Consider the following 16,832-nt stretch of genomic DNA (forward strand, 5'->3'; position numbering starts at 1 on the left):
GGCTTGCTCCCGATGGCTATGAGTCAGTCAGATCATTGACAACTGACACTCCGCTATCGCGGGCAAGCCCCCTCCCGCAGGGGTTGTAACAGGATCTCGGGGGTTATTTACCGGTCCACTCGGCTACGCGCTCAGGGTGTTTGGCAACCCAATCCTTGGCTGCGGCGTCAGGCTTGGCGCCCTCTTGGATAGCAAGCATGACTTCGCCGATTTCGTCCTTGGAGGCCCACTGGAATTTTTTCAGGAAGGCTGCAACTTCCGGCGCCTTGGCTTCCAGGCCTTTGCTACCGATGCTGTTGACGGTCTCAGCAGCGCCATAAACGCCTTTTGGATCTTCGAGGAAGCGCAGTTTCCACTTGGCGAACATCCAGTGCGGCACCCAACCGGTGACGGCGATGGATTCCTGTTTGTCTTCGGCACGGGTCAGTTCGGCAATCATCGCCGCACCCGAGCTGGCTTGCAGCTTGTAATCGAGGCCGTACTGCTTGATGGCTTCGTCGGTCTTGAGCATCACGCCCGAACCGGCGTCAATACCGACGATTTTGTTCTTGAAGGTGGTGTCGGTCTTGAGGTCTTCGATGGACTTGGCCTTGACGTACTCCGGCACGATCAAGCCAATCTTGGCATCCTTGAAGTTAGGACCGTAGTCGACAACCTTGTCTTTGTTCTTGGCCCAGTATTCACCGTGAGTCACGGGCAACCACGCCGAGAGCATGGCATCGAGCTTGCCGGTGGCTACGCCCTGCCACATGATCCCGGTGGCAACCGCCTGCAGTTTCACGTCATACCCGAGCTTTTCCTTGATCACCTCGGCCGCCACATGGGTGGTGGCTACGCTGTCGGACCAACCGTCCACGTAACCGATGCTCAGGGTTTTGCTGTCGGCGCTGGCCAGTGTAGAGCTCATCGCAACTACCAAAGTGGCAGCTGCGCCCAAGAGTCGTCGCATCTTCATCGTACTTCCCCGAAAGTGCTGCGCTCGGCGGATGCCGAGCGACGTCAACCTGTTGTTGTGTAGTGCACCGCGCCCCTTTCACGCGCATCGATCCAGCGGCTGCGACATCAGTGGAGTGCTGACCCTTGGATCATCGGCCTGCGCCGGCCTTCGACCTGCTCTGTCAGCGACCTCTTACAAGCAGGAAACGACATCACATAGCCAGTAGGGCGCTTTGCTGAACAAGCGTTCAAAAACCCGCCCGAACTTTGCATGTCAAAATCGTGCGGTCCTCCTTGAGACGCACAATTGCAGGTAAGATGCGCGCCTTTGCTTTCCAGATAAGCCGACCATGACCGCGACTGCCCGCTTCCCTGCCCTGCCCTATGTATTCGCCCTGATCCTTGGCCTGCTGGCCCTTGTCGGCTACTGGTACGGCCTCGGCCGACCGGTGGTGCTGCCGGACGTCGCCAGCGCCAGCCACAAGCTGCAATGTGCGTCCTACACACCGTTCGACAAAGACCAGTCCCCCTTTGACCAGCCGTTCACACTGCGCCCGGCGCGCATGGACGCCGACCTGGCCTTGCTGGCTACCCGCTTCGAATGCATTCGCACCTACTCCATGACTGGCCTGGAAGGCTTGCCGGCCCTGGCGCGCAAGCACGGTTTGAAGCTGATGATCGGCGCGTGGGTCAGCGCCGACCCGGTAGCCACCGAAAAGGAAGTCGACCTGTTGATCGCCGCGGCCAACGCCAACCCGGATGTGGTCAGCGCTGTGATCGTCGGCAACGAGGCGCTGCTGCGCAAGGAAGTCACCGCCGGGCAACTGGTGAAGCTGATCCAGAAAGTCAAAAGCCAGATCCAGCAACCGGTCACCTACGCCGACGTCTGGGAATTCTGGCTGCAACACCCGGAAATCGCCCCAGCGGTGGATTTTCTGACCATTCACCTGCTGCCCTACTGGGAAGACGATCCGTCCGGTATCGACCAGGCGCTCAAACATGTGGGCGATGTACGACAGACCTTCGGCAACAAGTTCGCGCCCAAAGACGTGCTGATCGGCGAAACCGGCTGGCCCAGCGAAGGCCGCCAGCGCGAGACGGCGGTGCCGAGCCGGGTCAACGAAGCCAAGTTCATGCGCGGCTTCGTCGCCATGGCCGAGGCCAACGGCTGGCACTACAACCTGATTGAAGCCTTTGACCAGCCGTGGAAGCGCGCCAGCGAAGGCGCCGTGGGTGGTTACTGGGGCCTGTTTGATGCCGATCGCCAGGACAAAGGCATCCTCGCCGGCCCAGTGAGCAATGTGCCGTACTGGCCGTTGTGGCTGGGCGTCGGAGGCGTGATCCTGCTGAGCACGTTGGTGCTTGGCGGTCGCGTTCGCAGCCCCCGTGCCGCGCTGGCCCTGCCTTTACTGGGCGCTATCGCGGCATGCTCGATCGGCACCTGGGCCGAGCTGACCCGCCTGACTGCGCGCTTCAACGATGAGTGGGTGTGGGCTGGCCTGCTGCTGGCGCTGAACCTGCTGGTGTTGGCCCATGCCGCGCTGGCCCTGAGCGCTCGCGAAGGGTGGCGTGGGCGCATGTTCAATTGGCTGGAACAACGCGCGGGCTGGCTGGTGGCATTCGCCGGCTTCGCGGGCGCGGTGATGATGCTGGCGCTGGTGTTCGATCCGCGCTATCGCAGTTTCCCCAGCGCCGCACTGGTATTGCCGGCGCTGGTGTACCTGGCACGCCCGGTAACCGGCCCACGGCGGGAGATTGCGCTGCTGACCTTCATTATCGGCGCCGGCATTGCGCCGCAGCTATTCCGTGAAGGCTTGCTGAACCAGCAGGCGTGGGGTTGGGCGGTGGTCAGCGGATTGATGGTGGTCGCGTTGTGGCGCTGCTTGCGGGTGCGCAGGGCTTAAGACTGCGATCGGGGGCAAGCCCCCTCCCACACTTGATTGGGTATACACATTTCCAATAGTGAATAGCGGCGAATGTGGGAGGGGGGCTTGCCCCCGATTGACCAGGTCAAACGCCCCGAGGCTGCCTGACCAACCGCAACCCCGCAATCACCACCGCAAACACCGCAAAGGTTGTGTTGTACAACGCCAGCGCCGGCAGCCCGAACACCAGCCCCGCTACCGCCAGGCCCCACCCAGTGCGGCCCGCTACGAAAAATGCGAGCACCGAGGTCACCAGCGCCGCCCAGCCCAGCACCTTGAAATGGATCATCAAGCCCAGGTTCGAGCGCAGCTGGCATTCCCAGCGACTGGCCTCGTCGACGCAAATGCCGACCCACCGGCCGTCCTCCATAAAGCCATAACGCGCGGCATAGCTGGCAGCCAGCCAAAGTGGCAAGGCAATAAGCAGCAGAATCAATGGCAAACGACGGGACATGGAGCACTCCGAAAGGCAAAAACGGCGCTCAGCTTAATGCGCCAACGGCCGTTAGCAAGGTGCATACACACAATTAGTGTTCAGCAGGGGCTGGCAAAGTGTATCGTCTGGCTACTATTACCCCGACTCCGACGGTTTTTTCCGACTTTTCGCACCGAGTGCTGGCACTTCGGTGGTACGGCGGTGGTCATAGCCTGCGAACTTCATTCAGCACGTTTCCTCTTAGGGATTAAGTCATGCTCCGTTCCTTGCGCTGTGCTGCCTTACTGGGCAGCCTTTTTTTGAGTGCGTCAGCACTGGCCGTCGATATCGACCAAGCCAGCTATGGCTACCCTTTGACCAACCCGTTCGAAGCGACCATCGCCACGACCCCGCCAGACCTTCGGCCTAAGCTGCCGACCGACGACGAAATCAACCAGTCCGACTACACCCTGAATATGCGCCCGGAGCGCGAGTTCAGCCTGCCGGACAATTTCTGGGCGGTGAAGAAACTCACGTACCGTATCGCCAAGCAAGACCGCGCCGCGCCGTTGATCTTCCTGATCGCCGGCACCGGCGCGCGCTATGACAGCAGCCTCAACGAGTACCTGAAAAAGCTGTACTACCAGGCCGGCTACCATGTGGTGCAACTGTCGTCGCCCACCAGCTTCGACTTCATCGCCTCGGCATCGCGCTTCGCCACCCCCGGCATCAGCCAGGAAGACGCCGAGGACATGTACCGCGTAATGCAAGCCGTACGCGCCCAGAACGCCTCGTTGCCGGTCACCGACTTCTACCTCACCGGCTACAGCCTCGGCGCTCTGGATGCGGCGTTCGTGAGCAAACTGGACGAGACCCGTCGCAGCTTCAATTTCAAGAAAGTGCTGCTGCTCAACCCGCCGGTGAACCTCTACACCTCGATCACCAACCTCGACAAATTGGTCCAGACCGAGGTCAAGGGCATCAACAACACCACCACCTTCTATGAACTGGTGTTGAACAAGTTGACCCGCTACTTCCAGCAAAAGGGCTACATCGACCTCAATGACGCCCTGCTCTACGACTTCCAGCAGTCCAAGCAGCACCTGACCAACGAACAGATGGCCATGCTGATCGGCACCTCGTTCCGCTTCTCGGCGGCCGATATCGCCTTCACTTCGGACCTGATCAACCGTCGCGGCCTGATCATCCCGCCGAAATACCCAATCACCGAAGGCACCAGCCTGACGCCGTTCCTCAAGCGCGCGCTGCAATGCGACTTCGATTGCTACCTCACCGAACAAGTGATTCCAATGTGGCGCGCCCGCTCCGACGGCGGCAGCCTGTTGCAACTGGTCGACCAGGTCAGCCTGTACGCGCTCAAGGACTACCTGCACGCCAGCCCGAAAATCGCCGTCATGCACAACGCCGACGACGTGATCCTGGGCCCGGGCGACCTGGGCTTCCTGCGTAAAACCTTCGGCGATCGCTTGACCGTCTACCCCCTGGGCGGCCACTGCGGCAACCTCAATTACCGCGTCAACGCCGACGCCATGCTGGAGTTCTTCCGTGGCTAAATATCTTCTGCTGCTCGCTGCCCTGATGTGCGCGGGCGTGGCCAATGCCGATAACAGCAAGGCTCACGAGCCGACGCAGCTGGGTGATGACGGTTTCAAGCAACCGCTGACCAAGCTTAAATTCAACCCCGGCCTGGACCAGCGCGAGTTCGAGCGCTCCTCGCTCACCGCCCTCAATGTGTATGACCCGCTGGAGTCCTGGAACCGTCGCGTCTACCACTTCAACTACCGTTTCGACCAATGGGTGTTCCTGCCCGTGGTCAACGGTTACACCTACGTGACCCCCAGTTTCCTGCGCACCGGCGTGAGTAACTTCTTCAACAACTTGGGCGATGTGCCCAACCTGTTGAACAGTCTGTTGCAACTCAAGGGCCACCGTTCCTTGGAAACCACCGGGCGTCTGCTGCTCAACACCACCGTCGGCATCGCTGGCCTGTGGGACCCGGCCACCGCCATGGGCCTGCCGCGCCAGAGCGAAGACTTCGGCCAGACCCTGGGTTTCTATGGCGTGCCTGGCGGTGCATACGTGGTACTGCCGATCTTCGGCCCGTCGAACCTGCGCGACACCGCTGGTTTGCTGGTGGATTACACCGCCGAGTCGCAGATCAACTTCCTCAACGTCTCCGAAGTCAGCTCCAACCACCCGGAAATCTGGGCCCTGCGCGCGGTGGACAAGCGCTACCAGACCAGCTTCCGCTACGGTCAGATGAATTCGCCGTTTGAGTATGAAAAGGTGCGCTACATCTACACCGAATCGCGCAAGTTGCAGATTGCCGAGTAAGCAACCCCCACAAAAAAGGCCATTTATGAATGGCCTTTTTTGTGCCTGCAATTCAAGCCTTGAGGGCTTTCCAAACCTTGCTTATTCCGCTGACCAGCACCAAGACTACGGCCCCGGCAATAATTCCCGCCACCGCGTTCAGCAGCGTCGGCATCAACCACGCCACGGCGCCCGTGCTCTGGCTGACCGTCTCGATCCAGTGATGCACCACCGGCACGCCATGGGTCAGGATGCCGCCGCCCACCATGAACATCGCCGCCGTGCCGATCACCGACAGGCTCTTCATCATGTACGGCGCCGCGCGCAGGATGGCGCCACCGACGCTGCGGGCCATCTGGCCGGGTTTCTGGCTTAGCCAAAGGCCCAGGTCGTCCAGCTTGACGATGCCCGCCACCAGCCCATAGACGCCGATGGTCATGACAATCGCAATGCCCGACAGCACGACCACCTGCTGCATCAATGGCGCAGCGGCCACGGTGCCTAGGGTGATCGCGATGATCTCGGCCGAAAGAATGAAGTCGGTACGCACCGCGCCTTTGATCTTGTCCTTTTCGAAGGCCACCAGGTCGGTGGCCGGGTCTGCTACGGCCTTGGTCAACTGTTCATGCTCGGCCTGGTCTTCGGCCTTGCTGTGCAGAAATTTATGGGCCAGTTTCTCGAAGCCCTCGAAACACAGAAAAGCACCGCCCAGCATCAACAAAGGGGTGACCGCCCAGGGGACGAAGGCGCTGATCAACAGCGCGGTGGGCACCAGGATCAATTTGTTGATAAACGAGCCCTTGGCCACCGCCCACACCACCGGAATTTCCCGCTCGGCGCGCACACCGGACACCTGCTGGGCATTGAGCGCCAGATCGTCGCCGAGCACGCCGGCGGTTTTCTTCGCGGCCATCTTTGTCATCAGAGCGACATCGTCGAGTACCGTGGCGATATCGTCGATCAACACCAGCAAACTGCTTCCTGCCATGGTCCATTCCTCAGAAAATTCTCCCGAGGATAGAAGGCCAACGATCTTATGGATAGTGGTACGAGGTCAGCGCGGTGCGATCAATATTTTGATCCAGTCGTTGCAACGCCAAGGCCAGGGGGCAAAGCCGCCCTACGGAGGTATCGACGCACCCCTCCGCGCCACGCATATCGGCATGCAGAGGCGGCTGTTCGACGGTCAGTGGCGTCAATTGACGGATCTGCTCCAGGGATTGCGCCTCGAACGCCACCCGCAGGAAATAGCGACCGGTGGCGACCTGCTTGTAGCGCTCGAATTGCAGGCTACCGACGGGTGGAATATTGCCCTCCAAATAATCACCCAGGGTCCAGCGAAAACCGAGCAGTGTCCGCAGGTAGGAAATGTTGGTGTCATGGGCGACCAGTAGAGTGAACGGCGCATCAGGCGGCATGCCCAGGGGATCGTTCGTGGTCAGCGGTGTGCCTTGTTTGAGCGCCAGGGAAATCTGGTTCATCAATTGAGAACCACCACGGCTGGCAATATACGGGCTGTCGTTGATGAAATCGTACTTGGCTTTGGTCAACGCGGTCAGCTGGGACACCTGCTGCGCACTGCGGCCCTGGCCAAAGGCAACCTGGTCCAGCGGCAAGCCTTCGCTGTACTCCAGACGGAACGTCTCACCCAGATTGGCCTGCGTGTTCAAGCCCTTGACCGCCAGGCGCCCGTCGTCGTCCTGGGCCAATTGCCAGGGCTTATCTGTATAGGCGCACGCGCTGATCCCATTGCAGATGACCTTGCGTAACTGCTGCTGCGCGTCTTGATACCGGGCTTGGGCGCCGGCTACGCTGCCCCCCATGCGTGCGAGTACGCTGTCCTCAGCGCGCTGTGGATCCAGACGGGCGAAGGGCATCTTATCGGCCTGGAACAGCGCATCCTGGTCGCCTTGCACTACGCTTGGTTGCAACCCGCAGCCTGGAAACAGACCATCGAGCAAGGCCGACGCGGTGGCTCGGGTGCGTTGCAAAGGGCTGGCGCGTACAAATACTTCGCCAGGCGCCGGGCAGCCATTGGGTAACAGGCCGGCTGTGCGTAGAACCTGACCGCGGTAACGGCCCATCTCCACGGCCGCCGCGTATCCGTGGCCGGTCAACTGCCCATCGGGCACCGACCATTTGGGCAATTCACGACCGGTGACCTTGGCCAGTTTGGGGGTATCCGTGGGTGGCCGCACGCCGTGGCGGCTGACTTGCACCACCTTGTCCAACACATAACCGTCGGCTGATGCGGCGTGGGCCTGCAGCGAAACCAAGCCAACCAAAAAGAAAGGGGCCAATCGTACGAAGCAAGGGAACATAACTTCCTCCAGTGGGGAGTTCACACAGATCCATCCCCGCTCTGAGCGAGCGGGAAGGATCGCGCCGGGTCAAGGGTAGCGATAAGCCGTTAACGCCGTGCGGTCGATGGCTAGGCCGGTGCGCTCGACGAATTGCGCCATAGGGCACAACGTGCCCACTGGGGTGTGCTGGCAGCCCGGCTGATCGAAGTCGGCTTGCAGCGGTGGATGAGTGACGTCCAAACGTTGCAAGGCGCGTATCTGATCCATGCCTTGAGTGATAAACCGCGTGCGGATAAAGCGCTCGCCGGTCTGGATGTCGCGGTAGCGCTCGAAGGCCAGGGTGCCGGTGGGCGGGATATTGCCCGGTTGGTACTCACCCAACTGCCAAGTAAACCCGAGCATCGTGCGCAAGTGCGAGATATTGGTGTCATGGGCCACCAGCATCAACAGCCGCGCCGGCGGTGGGTTGCCCAACGGATCACGTTTCTCCAGGGGGGTCCCTTGCTCCAGCGCCAGCACAATCTGGTTCATCAACTGTGAACCGCCACGGCTGGCAATGTAAGGCGTGTCGTTGATGAAGTCATATTTGGCACGGTGCAGGCGCCCCAGCGACGACACTTGTGCAGCATCGCGGGCATGCCCAAAGCCGACATCGGCCAGCGGCATGCCCTCGCTGTATTGCAGGCGAATGGTTTCGGCCATCGACGAGGCTTTGTCCAAGCCTTTGATCTTGAATCGCCCACCCTCGCCTTCTTTCAAGACCCAGGGGGTGTCGAAGAACGGGCATGCCTTATTGGCTTCGCATACGGCGTCTCTCAGGCGCTCCAGGTCCGGACGCAGACGTTCCTGGGCAGTTTGCAGGTTGCCGCCCAGCGCTTGCAGGATCTGCTTTTTGGCAATGGCCGGGTCGAGCTTGGCGAAAGGCATTTCATCGGTCTGGAATAATGGATCCGGCTCGGTGCGTGCCAGAGCCTTTTCGCCACAGCCTGGAAACATACCATCGAGTAATGCAGCGGCGGTGGCACGGGTACGCTGCTTGGGACTCGCCACAACCACCAGACTGCCGGGTTGCGGGCAGCTATTGGCCAACAGGCCAGCATCCCGATAATACGCGGCCTGCCAGGCACCCATGTAACTGGCGGCCAGGTAACCATGGCCGGTCAGCTCGCCGTCCCGCACCAGCCAAGGGGCCCAGGCGCGACCGGTGGCCTTGACCAACTTGTCGGTATCAGTGGGCGAGCGCACACCGTGGCGACTGACCTGGACAGCTTTTTCCAGCACGTAACGGCTGGCTTCGGCCGCCTGGAGACCGGTACACAACGTCAGCGCAGCCAAGGCCAGACTCGTGCGAGTGAATAGGGTCATGGTTGAGTTCCTCTCATTAGAATTCATAGGAGCAGCCCACGCGATAGCGGGCTTGACGCTGGTCAGTGTTCTTGTCGACATACACGTCGGCCATTTCCAGGTAGGGCGTGAAATGTTTGGTCAGTTTGTATTCGAATAACAGCTTATTGCTGTAATTCCGGCGCGTACCGTTGAACACAATTTGATTACTGTAAATTTGCTTGCGCCCGATACCGACCGACAATAGCCCGAACTTGTACTTAGCGCCCAACTCCAGCGCGTCATCATGTTTGTCAGCCTTGCCTTCTTCGTCATACCGCGTGAGTTTGTGGTAATACCCCGGCGTAATGGAGAATTTATCGGTGAGGGCGTAAGACACTTTGAACGCCGGTTTATAAGATTTCTTATCCTCGCCAACGGCATAGGTGAACTTGGGCTTGACCTTCCACTTATCCCCCAACTTATGGCTGTACTTGACCTTGGCCTTGAGTTCGTCCTTGGTGAGACGGGAAAACGCCTTGCCTGGCTGCCCGTCGCTATCAGGCGCGGTGGCCATCACGGCTTCGAAGGAGAACGCCAGGCCGTTGTCCAGGGCTTGGGTCAGCATCACCTTGTCCTTATGTTCACGCTCGACTTCCGAGTACTGATGCTGGTACTCCAACTCCAGCGCCTGGGTAGTAGTCGACGCAATCACCAGACCGAGAAACGAATATCGCCTTATTACTTTTTTATGATGCGCAATGCTTAATTTTTTCATAGTTCACCTGTTATTTTTATTGTGGATGAGACGACAACTTTGCTGTTTTACGCGCGCAGCGGTACAACTTCCGATCACTCGAAAAGTTTGAAATCTAGACGTAGTTAGTTCGTTATGGGTGTTTCGACCAAAGGTCGTTGTTTGCGCTTGCGGTGATGAACTTGGCCGGAAAACAGGGCCGTCATCAGTACCGAGATCAGCGAGGCGCCCAGCCAGAACAGCGACAAGGCATTGAAGTCATAGAGCTTGCTGCCATCCTGGGCCAGAGTGGTGCCGTGCTCGATCAATACCCCGGTGAGGATTTCACCGGCCGCCGCCCCGGCGTAGCTGGCAATCCCGATCATGCCCAGTGCTGCACCGGCCGCGCTTTTAGCGGCAATATCCACGGCCATCAAACCGCCGAGGAAACACAGCAGCGCGCCCATGGATAAGCCGAACAGCATCATCGCTGCCGCATCCAACCAGTAGTGCCCACCGGGCAGGAACAGGAACATCCCCAACGCCAAGCTGTTCATCAAGCCAAACAAAATCGCCAGGCCATGGCGTCGGCCACCGAAGAAGCGGTCGGAAACCAGCCCACTGAGCCCTGTGCCGACAATACCGAACACACCGGTGATGGAGATCAGCGCCGAGGCCGACAACGTGTTGTAGCCCTTGGCGTTTTCCAGGAAAAACACACCCCACGAAATCACCGCATAGCGGCCGATGTACATCAAGCAGGAGGCCAGGGCCAGCAACCACAGCGCCGGATTCTTCAGCAGCGCCAGTTGCGCGCCCCACTTGCCGACGGAGCGCAGCAAGCCTTCTTCGCGACCGCCATCCACTTCGGCAAAGCCTGCGCTCTGTGGCGAATCAGACATGAATAGGTAGATCAGCAATATGCCCAGTACCCCCATGGTGGTCGCCAAAAAATAGCCATATTGCCAACCCCAGGTCACGATCACCGCCGCGACGGCGATGTAGGTCAGCGCCTCGCCCAAACTGTGGGCAATCGACCAGAAGCCATAGAACGTCCCACGTTCCTTGTCGGCGTACCAGCGCGATAAGGACACCACGCACGGCCCCACACCCATGGACTGAGCCCAGCCATTCAGGCCCCAGGCCAGGGTGAGGATGATCGCGTTAGTGGTCAGGCCCATGCATGCGTTGACCAGCGCACTGATCAACAGCCCGAGCATCATGAAGCGCCGCACATTGGCATGGTCGGCCAGGAAGCCATTGACCAACTTGCCCACTGCATACGTGAAGAACAAAGCGGAACCGATCATGCCCAGTTGGGTGGGGCTGAGCAGGTTCTGGCTCACCAACGCCGGTTTGGCCACATTGAAGGACAGCCGACATACGTAGAACAGCGCATAGCTCAACGACATGGATAAAAAGGTCAGCCAGCGCACCCGACGAAAACGATGTCCATCGGGGTCGGCCACCAAGGGCCGCGAGGGCGCGGCGTGGAACAAGGACAGCAGGGATTTCATGGCGGACAGTCTCCTATTGTTATTATTCGCTGTATGTTGCAACGCAGATCGCGGAACGGGTTCAGGCCTCCAGTGATGGACCGATCAATCCAGCCAGTTGCGGGTACACCTGAGGGCTGGCCACCAGCAACGGATTGCCGCTGAGCAAGCCATCGCCGCGCAGGAATTCGCTGCACCGGCCACCGGCTTCACTGATCAACACCAACCCGGCCGCACAGTCCCAGCTGTTGATGTGGGTTTCGTAGTAACCCACCAGCCGTCCGGCCGCGACATAGGCGATCATCAGCGCGCCAGAACCGTTGCGGATAAACATGCCGCCACCCTCCAACAACGCGCTTAGAAACGGGATGAAATGCTCTTTACCGCGCCGATGGGAAGTACCGACACCGGTCACGCCGTAGCGGATATCTGCGGCAGGGCTGACCCGTATCGGTGTGTCATTCACATAGGCGCCCTGGCCGCGGCACGCATGGAACAACTCGTTGTGATTGGCATCGGCCACCGCTCCGGCCCATGGTTGGCCGTCCACCAGCAGGCCGATGGACACACACCAGGTATGCAGGCCATTAACGAAGCAGCTGGTGCCGTCGATGGGGTCCACAACCCACACGCAGCGCGCTTGCAACCCAGCGGCACCGCCCTCTTCACCCACAAACCCGTCGTCGGGGAACTGCTCGGCCAAGCGCGCCTTGATAAACAACTCCAACTCGCGGTCGGCGATGCTGACCACATCCTGAGGCACTGATGCTTTGTGCTCGACACTCAATTGCTCGCGCTGCTGGTAATACGTCATGCCACGGCGCGCGGCGTCCATCGCAACCTGACAGGCCAGGGCATAACGCTCTGCCAGACTATCCAGGGTTGGTAACAGCATTGCTTGAGTCATAAACCTCACCCTTCAAAGACCATTGCACACGTGTGCAATTGGTCAGGAAAAAAAAGTGAAAGCATGCCCTGCGCCGAGGTCACCCATTCACCCGTTCCTGCTCATACAACACGAAATAAATTTTCACTTCAAGCAATATTGAAATTTTATTTCTGAATTTTCGTGGTGCCACGCTCAATCAACGTAACGGGCACCGGCTGGAATTCGGCGATGCGCATGAAGTTTTCACCACGTGCCACAATGGCACTGACGGCACGGTGTGCCAGTTGCACGCTGTCTTGGCGCACGGTAGTCAGGTTATAGGCCAGTTGCGCGGCCTGGGCGATATCGTCGAAGCCAATCACCTGAACCTGTTGCGGTACTTGGCGGTGCAGCGTATAGCGCAGTCCATCCATCACCCCGAGCGCCAGCATATCGGTTGCACAAAAAATCCCGTCCGGTTCTTCGCCCTGACTGAATAGCGCCAGCAACGCCTGCATACCCCCCTGATAACCCGGGGTCTCATTGAACACCGTCTGCGCCTCAAGCCCCGCCTCGGCCAGTCGCTCGGAGAACCCCAGCCAACGCTCGCGACTGCTGAAGTTATGCTCGCCCTGGCCGACAAACGCCAGGCGCCGCGCACCCCCCTTGAGCAGGGCTTCGGCGGCCATGTACCCACCGGCGCGGTTATCACTGCCTACGACTTCGGCCCCGGCCAATTCATGGCCACGGTTGATCATGGCCACCGGAATCTTTCGGTCGAGATAATGCTGGACCACCGATAAGGGCGGAGAAGCTGAGGTGAGGATCACCCCCGCGATCTGATAGCTGAGCAACGCATGCAATGATTGCTCGAGCTGGGTCGGGTCATCGGCGTTCATCAATAAGGGCATCAGGCCACGACGGCTCAGGCTGTGAGCGATAGGGCTCAGCAGACTGGCGCGAAACGCACTATCAAAGCCGGCGGTGACCACGCCGACGAAGTTGCTGCTGCCCTTGTTCATGGTGCGGGCGATCATATTGACCTGATAGCCCAGGGCCTTGGCTGAGGCCAGCACTTTTTCCCGCGTGGCCGGAGCCACACTGGCGCCTGCAGTAAACGTGCGCGACACCGCCGAACGCGAAACCCCAGCATGCCGGGCCACATCCAGTGACGTAATCACGTTTTTTTCAGAGCTGTCCATCAAGCAGTGCCCATTGCGAAAGAGCCGATACGGTAATGGTAAACGCCACGTAGGGAAAGCGGGCCAGCCGCGTATTGTTGAGGCTCGCGGATACCCGGTGCTACCATGCCCGACCGCCTGCACTGGCAAGGAAAACCCTGGTTTATGAGCACCATTCGCGAGCGCAACAAAGAAAAAATCCTGCGGGCGGCCAGCGAGGAGTTTGCCGACAAGGGCTTCGCCGCGACCAAAACCAGCGACATCGCCGCCAAGGCCGGGCTGCCCAAGCCCAACGTCTACTACTACTTCAAATCCAAGGACAACCTCTACCGCGAGGTGCTCGAAAGCATTATCGAGCCGATCCTGGCTGCGTCCACGCCGTTCAACCCCGAGGGTGAGCCGGCGGTGGTGCTGAGCAATTACATCCGCTCGAAAATCCGCATCTCCCGCGACCTGCCCTTCGCCTCCAAGGTGTTCGCCAGTGAAATCATGCACGGCGCCCCGCACCTGAGCGCCGAACAGGTCGAGCAGCTCAACGCCCAGGCCAAGCACAATATCGACTGCATCCAGAGCTGGGTGGATCGCGGATTGATCGCGCCAATCGACCCCAACCACCTGATGTTCAGCATCTGGGCCGCAACGCAGACCTATGCCGATTTCGACTGGCAGATTTCCGCGGTGACCGGCAAGGCCAAGCTGGATGAAGCCGATTATGAAGCGGCGGCGCAGACCATTATCCGGTTGGTGCTCAAGGGCTGTGAGCCGGACTGATACACCGCAGAGCCGGTGCCCATCGGGGGCAAGCCCCCGATGAGGCCCTGAAAGTCACACACTGTTCAAGCCGACACCCCCGCATCCGCCATTAACCCCACCCCCTCGATCGCCGTGATCGCACACTGCTCGTCAATATCCGACGTATCCCCACTGATCCCGATCGCTCCCAGCACCCCACCGTCCTGACCGCGAATCAACACGCCACCCGGCGCCGGCACCACGCTGCCCTGCCCCAGGCTGTTCAGCGCCGCGATAAACGCTGGGCGTTGTTGCGCGTCCAGCGCCAGCAGGCGCGAACCCTTGCCCAGCGCAATCGCGCCCCAAGCCTTGCCGATGGCGATCTGCGGGCGCAGCAGGCTGGCGCCGTCTTCGCGTTGCAGGGTGATCAAATGGCCGCCGCTGTCGAGCACTGCGATGGTCAGGGGCGCGGCGCCAATCATACGGCCCGCTGTAAGGGCCTGACTGGCGAGTTGAGTGGCGGTTTTCAAGGTTAAAGCGCTCATGGTGCCGTCCTTCTTTTGTTATTGGGAAAGCGATGGAGGTCTGATTGATCAGATGCTCGATCGCACAAATAGAACACAATGATTTACTATTTTGTATACAATATTTTCCAACAAACCCACCACACGTCGAAAAAATGCGTTCTGGCGAGCACAATCGGTCACGAATAAAATGCGTTGACCTGCACTGCTCGCCGTGAATACACTTTGGACAGACACCACTTGTATACAATTACAAAACGCAAGAGGCACCAAAATCATGAGCAAAATGAGAGCAATCGAAGCCGCCGTCCTGGTGATGCGCCGTGAAGGTGTGGACACTGCCTTCGGTATCCCCGGCGCCGCAATCAACCCGCTGTATTCGGCTTTGCAGAAAGTGGGTGGCATCGATCACGTCCTTGCTCGCCACGTTGAAGGCGCCTCGCACATGGCCGAGGGTTACACCCGCACCAAAGCTGGCAATATCGGTGTGTGCATCGGCACGTCGGGCCCGGCGGGCACCGACATGGTCACCGGCCTCTACAGCGCCTCGGCCGACTCGATCCCGATCCTGTGCATCACCGGCCAGGCGCCCCGTGCCCGCATGCACAAGGAAGATTTCCAGGCCGTGGACATCACTAGCATCGTCAAGCCGGTGACTAAATGGGCGACCACTGTGCTCGAACCCGGCCAGGTGCCCTACGCGTTCCAGAAAGCCTTTTATGAAATGCGCTCCGGCCGCCCCGGCCCGGTGTTGATCGACCTGCCGTTCGACGTGCAAATGGCTGAGATCGAGTTCGACATTGACGCTTATCAGCCACTGCCCCTGGCCAAGCCGCTGGCCACCCGCGTACAGGTGGAAAAAGCCCTGGCCCTGCTCGACCAGGCGGAACGCCCGCTGTTGGTCAGCGGCGGCGGCGTGATCAACGCCGACGCCAGCGAGCTGCTGGTGGAGTTCGCCGAACTGACCGGCATCCCGGTGATCCCGACTCTGATGGGTTGGGGCACGATCCCCGACGATCACCCGCTGATGGTGGGCATGGTCGGTCTGCAAACCTCGCACCGTTACGGCAACGCGACCATGCTCAAGTCCGACGTGGTGCTGGGCATCGGTAACCGCTGGGCTAACCGCCACACCGGTTCGGTCGAGGTGTACACCGAAGGCCGTAAATTCATCCACGTGGACATCGAGCCGACACAGATCGGCCGCGTTTTCACACCGGACTTGGGCATCGTGTCCGACGCCGGTTCTGCCCTGACGATGTTCATTGAAGTGGCCCGCGAATGGAAAGCCGCCGGCAAGCTCAAGAACCGCAGCGCCTGGCTGCATGATTGCCAGCAACGCAAGGCCACCTTGCAGCGCAAGACTCACTTCGATGCGGTGCCGGTCAAGCCGCAACGGGTGTACGAAGAGATGAACCAGGTGTTCGGCAAAGACACCTGCTACGTCAGCACCATCGGCCTGTCGCAGATTGCCGGCGCGCAGTTCCTGCACGTCTACAAGCCGCGCCATTGGATCAATTGCGGCCAGGCCGGCCCGCTGGGCTGGACGATTCCGGCGGCGCTGGGGGTGGTCAAGGCCGACCCGAGCCGCAAAGTAGTGGCCTTGTCCGGCGACTACGACTTCCAGTTCATGATCGAAGAGCTGGCGGTGGGCGCGCAGTTCAAACTGCCGTACATCCATGTGGTGGTGAACAATTCCTACCTGGGTCTGATCCGCCAGGCCCAGCGTGGCTTTGAAATGGACTACTGCGTGCAGCTGTCTTTCGACAACCTCAACGCCCCGGAACTCAACGGCTATGGCGTGGACCATGTAGCCGTCGCCGAAGGTCTGGGTTGCAAGGCCCTGCGCGTGTTCGAACCCAGCCAGATCGCGCCGGCCTTACGCCAGGCCGAGGCCATGATCGAAGAATTCAAGGTGCCGGTGATCGTTGAGATTATTCTGGAGCGGGTGACCAATATTTCCATGGGCACCGAGATCAACGCCGTCAACGAATTCGAAGACCTGGCCCTGGTCGGCAACGATGCGCCGACTGCCATTTCCCTGCTCGATTAAGGAGAA

Annotated in this window: 15 protein-coding genes; 5 read left to right on the top strand and 10 right to left on the bottom strand. The window is 59.9% G+C overall.

What is annotated here, in order from left to right:
- Positions 1-103: 103 nt before the first annotated feature.
- Entirely contained in the window at positions 104-955 is an 852-nt protein-coding gene (locus tag QRN41_RS12935; RefSeq protein WP_034096659.1) for a glycine betaine ABC transporter substrate-binding protein, read from the bottom strand.
- Positions 956-1,286: 331 nt separating this feature from the next.
- On the opposite strand from QRN41_RS12935, the gene QRN41_RS12940 reads away from it, so the two are divergent.
- Positions 1,287-2,840 (top strand): glycoside hydrolase family 17 protein, encoded by a 1,554-nt coding sequence (locus tag QRN41_RS12940; protein ID WP_285421635.1) that lies wholly within the window; start codon positions 1,287-1,289, stop codon positions 2,838-2,840.
- Between the two features lie 106 nt (positions 2,841-2,946).
- On the opposite strand, the gene QRN41_RS12945 is transcribed toward QRN41_RS12940, so the two are convergent.
- On the bottom strand, positions 2,947-3,315 hold the full coding sequence (locus QRN41_RS12945) for a hypothetical protein (RefSeq protein ID WP_034096657.1): 369 nt from the start codon (positions 3,313-3,315) through the stop codon (positions 2,947-2,949).
- 236 nt (positions 3,316-3,551) lie between these two features.
- On the opposite strand from QRN41_RS12945, the gene mlaY reads away from it, so the two are divergent.
- A complete protein-coding gene (mlaY, locus tag QRN41_RS12950; RefSeq protein ID WP_034096656.1) occupies positions 3,552-4,850 on the top strand; it encodes a lipid asymmetry maintenance lipase MlaY in 1,299 nt (432 codons plus the stop codon).
- Positions 4,843-5,631 carry an MlaA family lipoprotein gene (locus QRN41_RS12955; protein ID WP_034096655.1) on the top strand — a complete coding sequence of 263 codons (789 nt, stop codon included), beginning with the start codon at positions 4,843-4,845 and terminating at the stop codon, positions 5,629-5,631. Before mlaY ends, QRN41_RS12955 begins: the two co-directional genes overlap by 8 nt.
- A gap of 52 nt (positions 5,632-5,683) precedes the next feature.
- On the opposite strand, the gene QRN41_RS12960 is transcribed toward QRN41_RS12955, so the two are convergent.
- The 7 genes from QRN41_RS12960 to QRN41_RS12990 form a co-directional block, all read right to left on the bottom strand.
- Positions 5,684-6,598, bottom strand: a complete 915-nt coding sequence (locus QRN41_RS12960) for a DUF808 domain-containing protein (protein ID WP_285421636.1) — start codon at positions 6,596-6,598, stop codon at positions 5,684-5,686.
- 46 nt (positions 6,599-6,644) lie between these two features.
- Positions 6,645-7,931, bottom strand: coding sequence for a histidine-type phosphatase (locus QRN41_RS12965; protein WP_285421637.1), 1,287 nt, complete (start codon positions 7,929-7,931; stop codon positions 6,645-6,647).
- Between the two features lie 69 nt (positions 7,932-8,000).
- Positions 8,001-9,278: a histidine-type phosphatase gene (locus QRN41_RS12970; RefSeq protein WP_167417572.1), complete on the bottom strand. Its 1,278-nt coding sequence runs from the start codon at positions 9,276-9,278 to the stop codon at positions 8,001-8,003.
- Positions 9,279-9,294: 16 nt separating this feature from the next.
- Positions 9,295-10,014, bottom strand: a complete 720-nt coding sequence (locus QRN41_RS12975; protein WP_278408936.1) for an oligogalacturonate-specific porin KdgM family protein — start codon at positions 10,012-10,014, stop codon at positions 9,295-9,297.
- 104 nt (positions 10,015-10,118) lie between these two features.
- A complete protein-coding gene (locus QRN41_RS12980; protein WP_040266288.1) occupies positions 10,119-11,489 on the bottom strand; it encodes an MFS transporter in 1,371 nt (456 codons plus the stop codon).
- A 61-nt stretch (positions 11,490-11,550) separates the two neighbouring features.
- A complete protein-coding gene (locus QRN41_RS12985) occupies positions 11,551-12,375 on the bottom strand; it encodes an inositol monophosphatase family protein (protein WP_052448302.1) in 825 nt (274 codons plus the stop codon).
- A gap of 146 nt (positions 12,376-12,521) precedes the next feature.
- Complete coding sequence (locus QRN41_RS12990) at positions 12,522-13,538, bottom strand: LacI family DNA-binding transcriptional regulator (protein WP_040266284.1); 1,017 nt, start codon at positions 13,536-13,538, stop codon at positions 12,522-12,524.
- A gap of 144 nt (positions 13,539-13,682) precedes the next feature.
- Between QRN41_RS12990 and QRN41_RS12995 the strand changes: the two genes are divergently transcribed.
- Positions 13,683-14,288, top strand: a complete 606-nt coding sequence (locus QRN41_RS12995; protein WP_034096653.1) for a TetR/AcrR family transcriptional regulator — start codon at positions 13,683-13,685, stop codon at positions 14,286-14,288.
- A gap of 65 nt (positions 14,289-14,353) precedes the next feature.
- Here the strand turns inward: QRN41_RS12995 and QRN41_RS13000 are convergent, their stop codons facing one another.
- Positions 14,354-14,794 (bottom strand): GlcG/HbpS family heme-binding protein, encoded by a 441-nt coding sequence (locus tag QRN41_RS13000; protein WP_034096652.1) that lies wholly within the window; start codon positions 14,792-14,794, stop codon positions 14,354-14,356.
- Positions 14,795-15,050: 256 nt separating this feature from the next.
- Between QRN41_RS13000 and gcl the strand changes: the two genes are divergently transcribed.
- Positions 15,051-16,826, top strand: a complete 1,776-nt coding sequence (gene gcl / locus QRN41_RS13005) for a glyoxylate carboligase (RefSeq protein ID WP_285421638.1) — start codon at positions 15,051-15,053, stop codon at positions 16,824-16,826.
- Positions 16,827-16,832: the final 6 nt, after the last annotated feature.

Origin of the sequence: Pseudomonas sp. efr-133-TYG-23, from assembly GCF_030209215.1 — a bacterium.
Lineage (GTDB): Bacteria > Pseudomonadota > Gammaproteobacteria > Pseudomonadales > Pseudomonadaceae > Aquipseudomonas > Aquipseudomonas rhodesiae.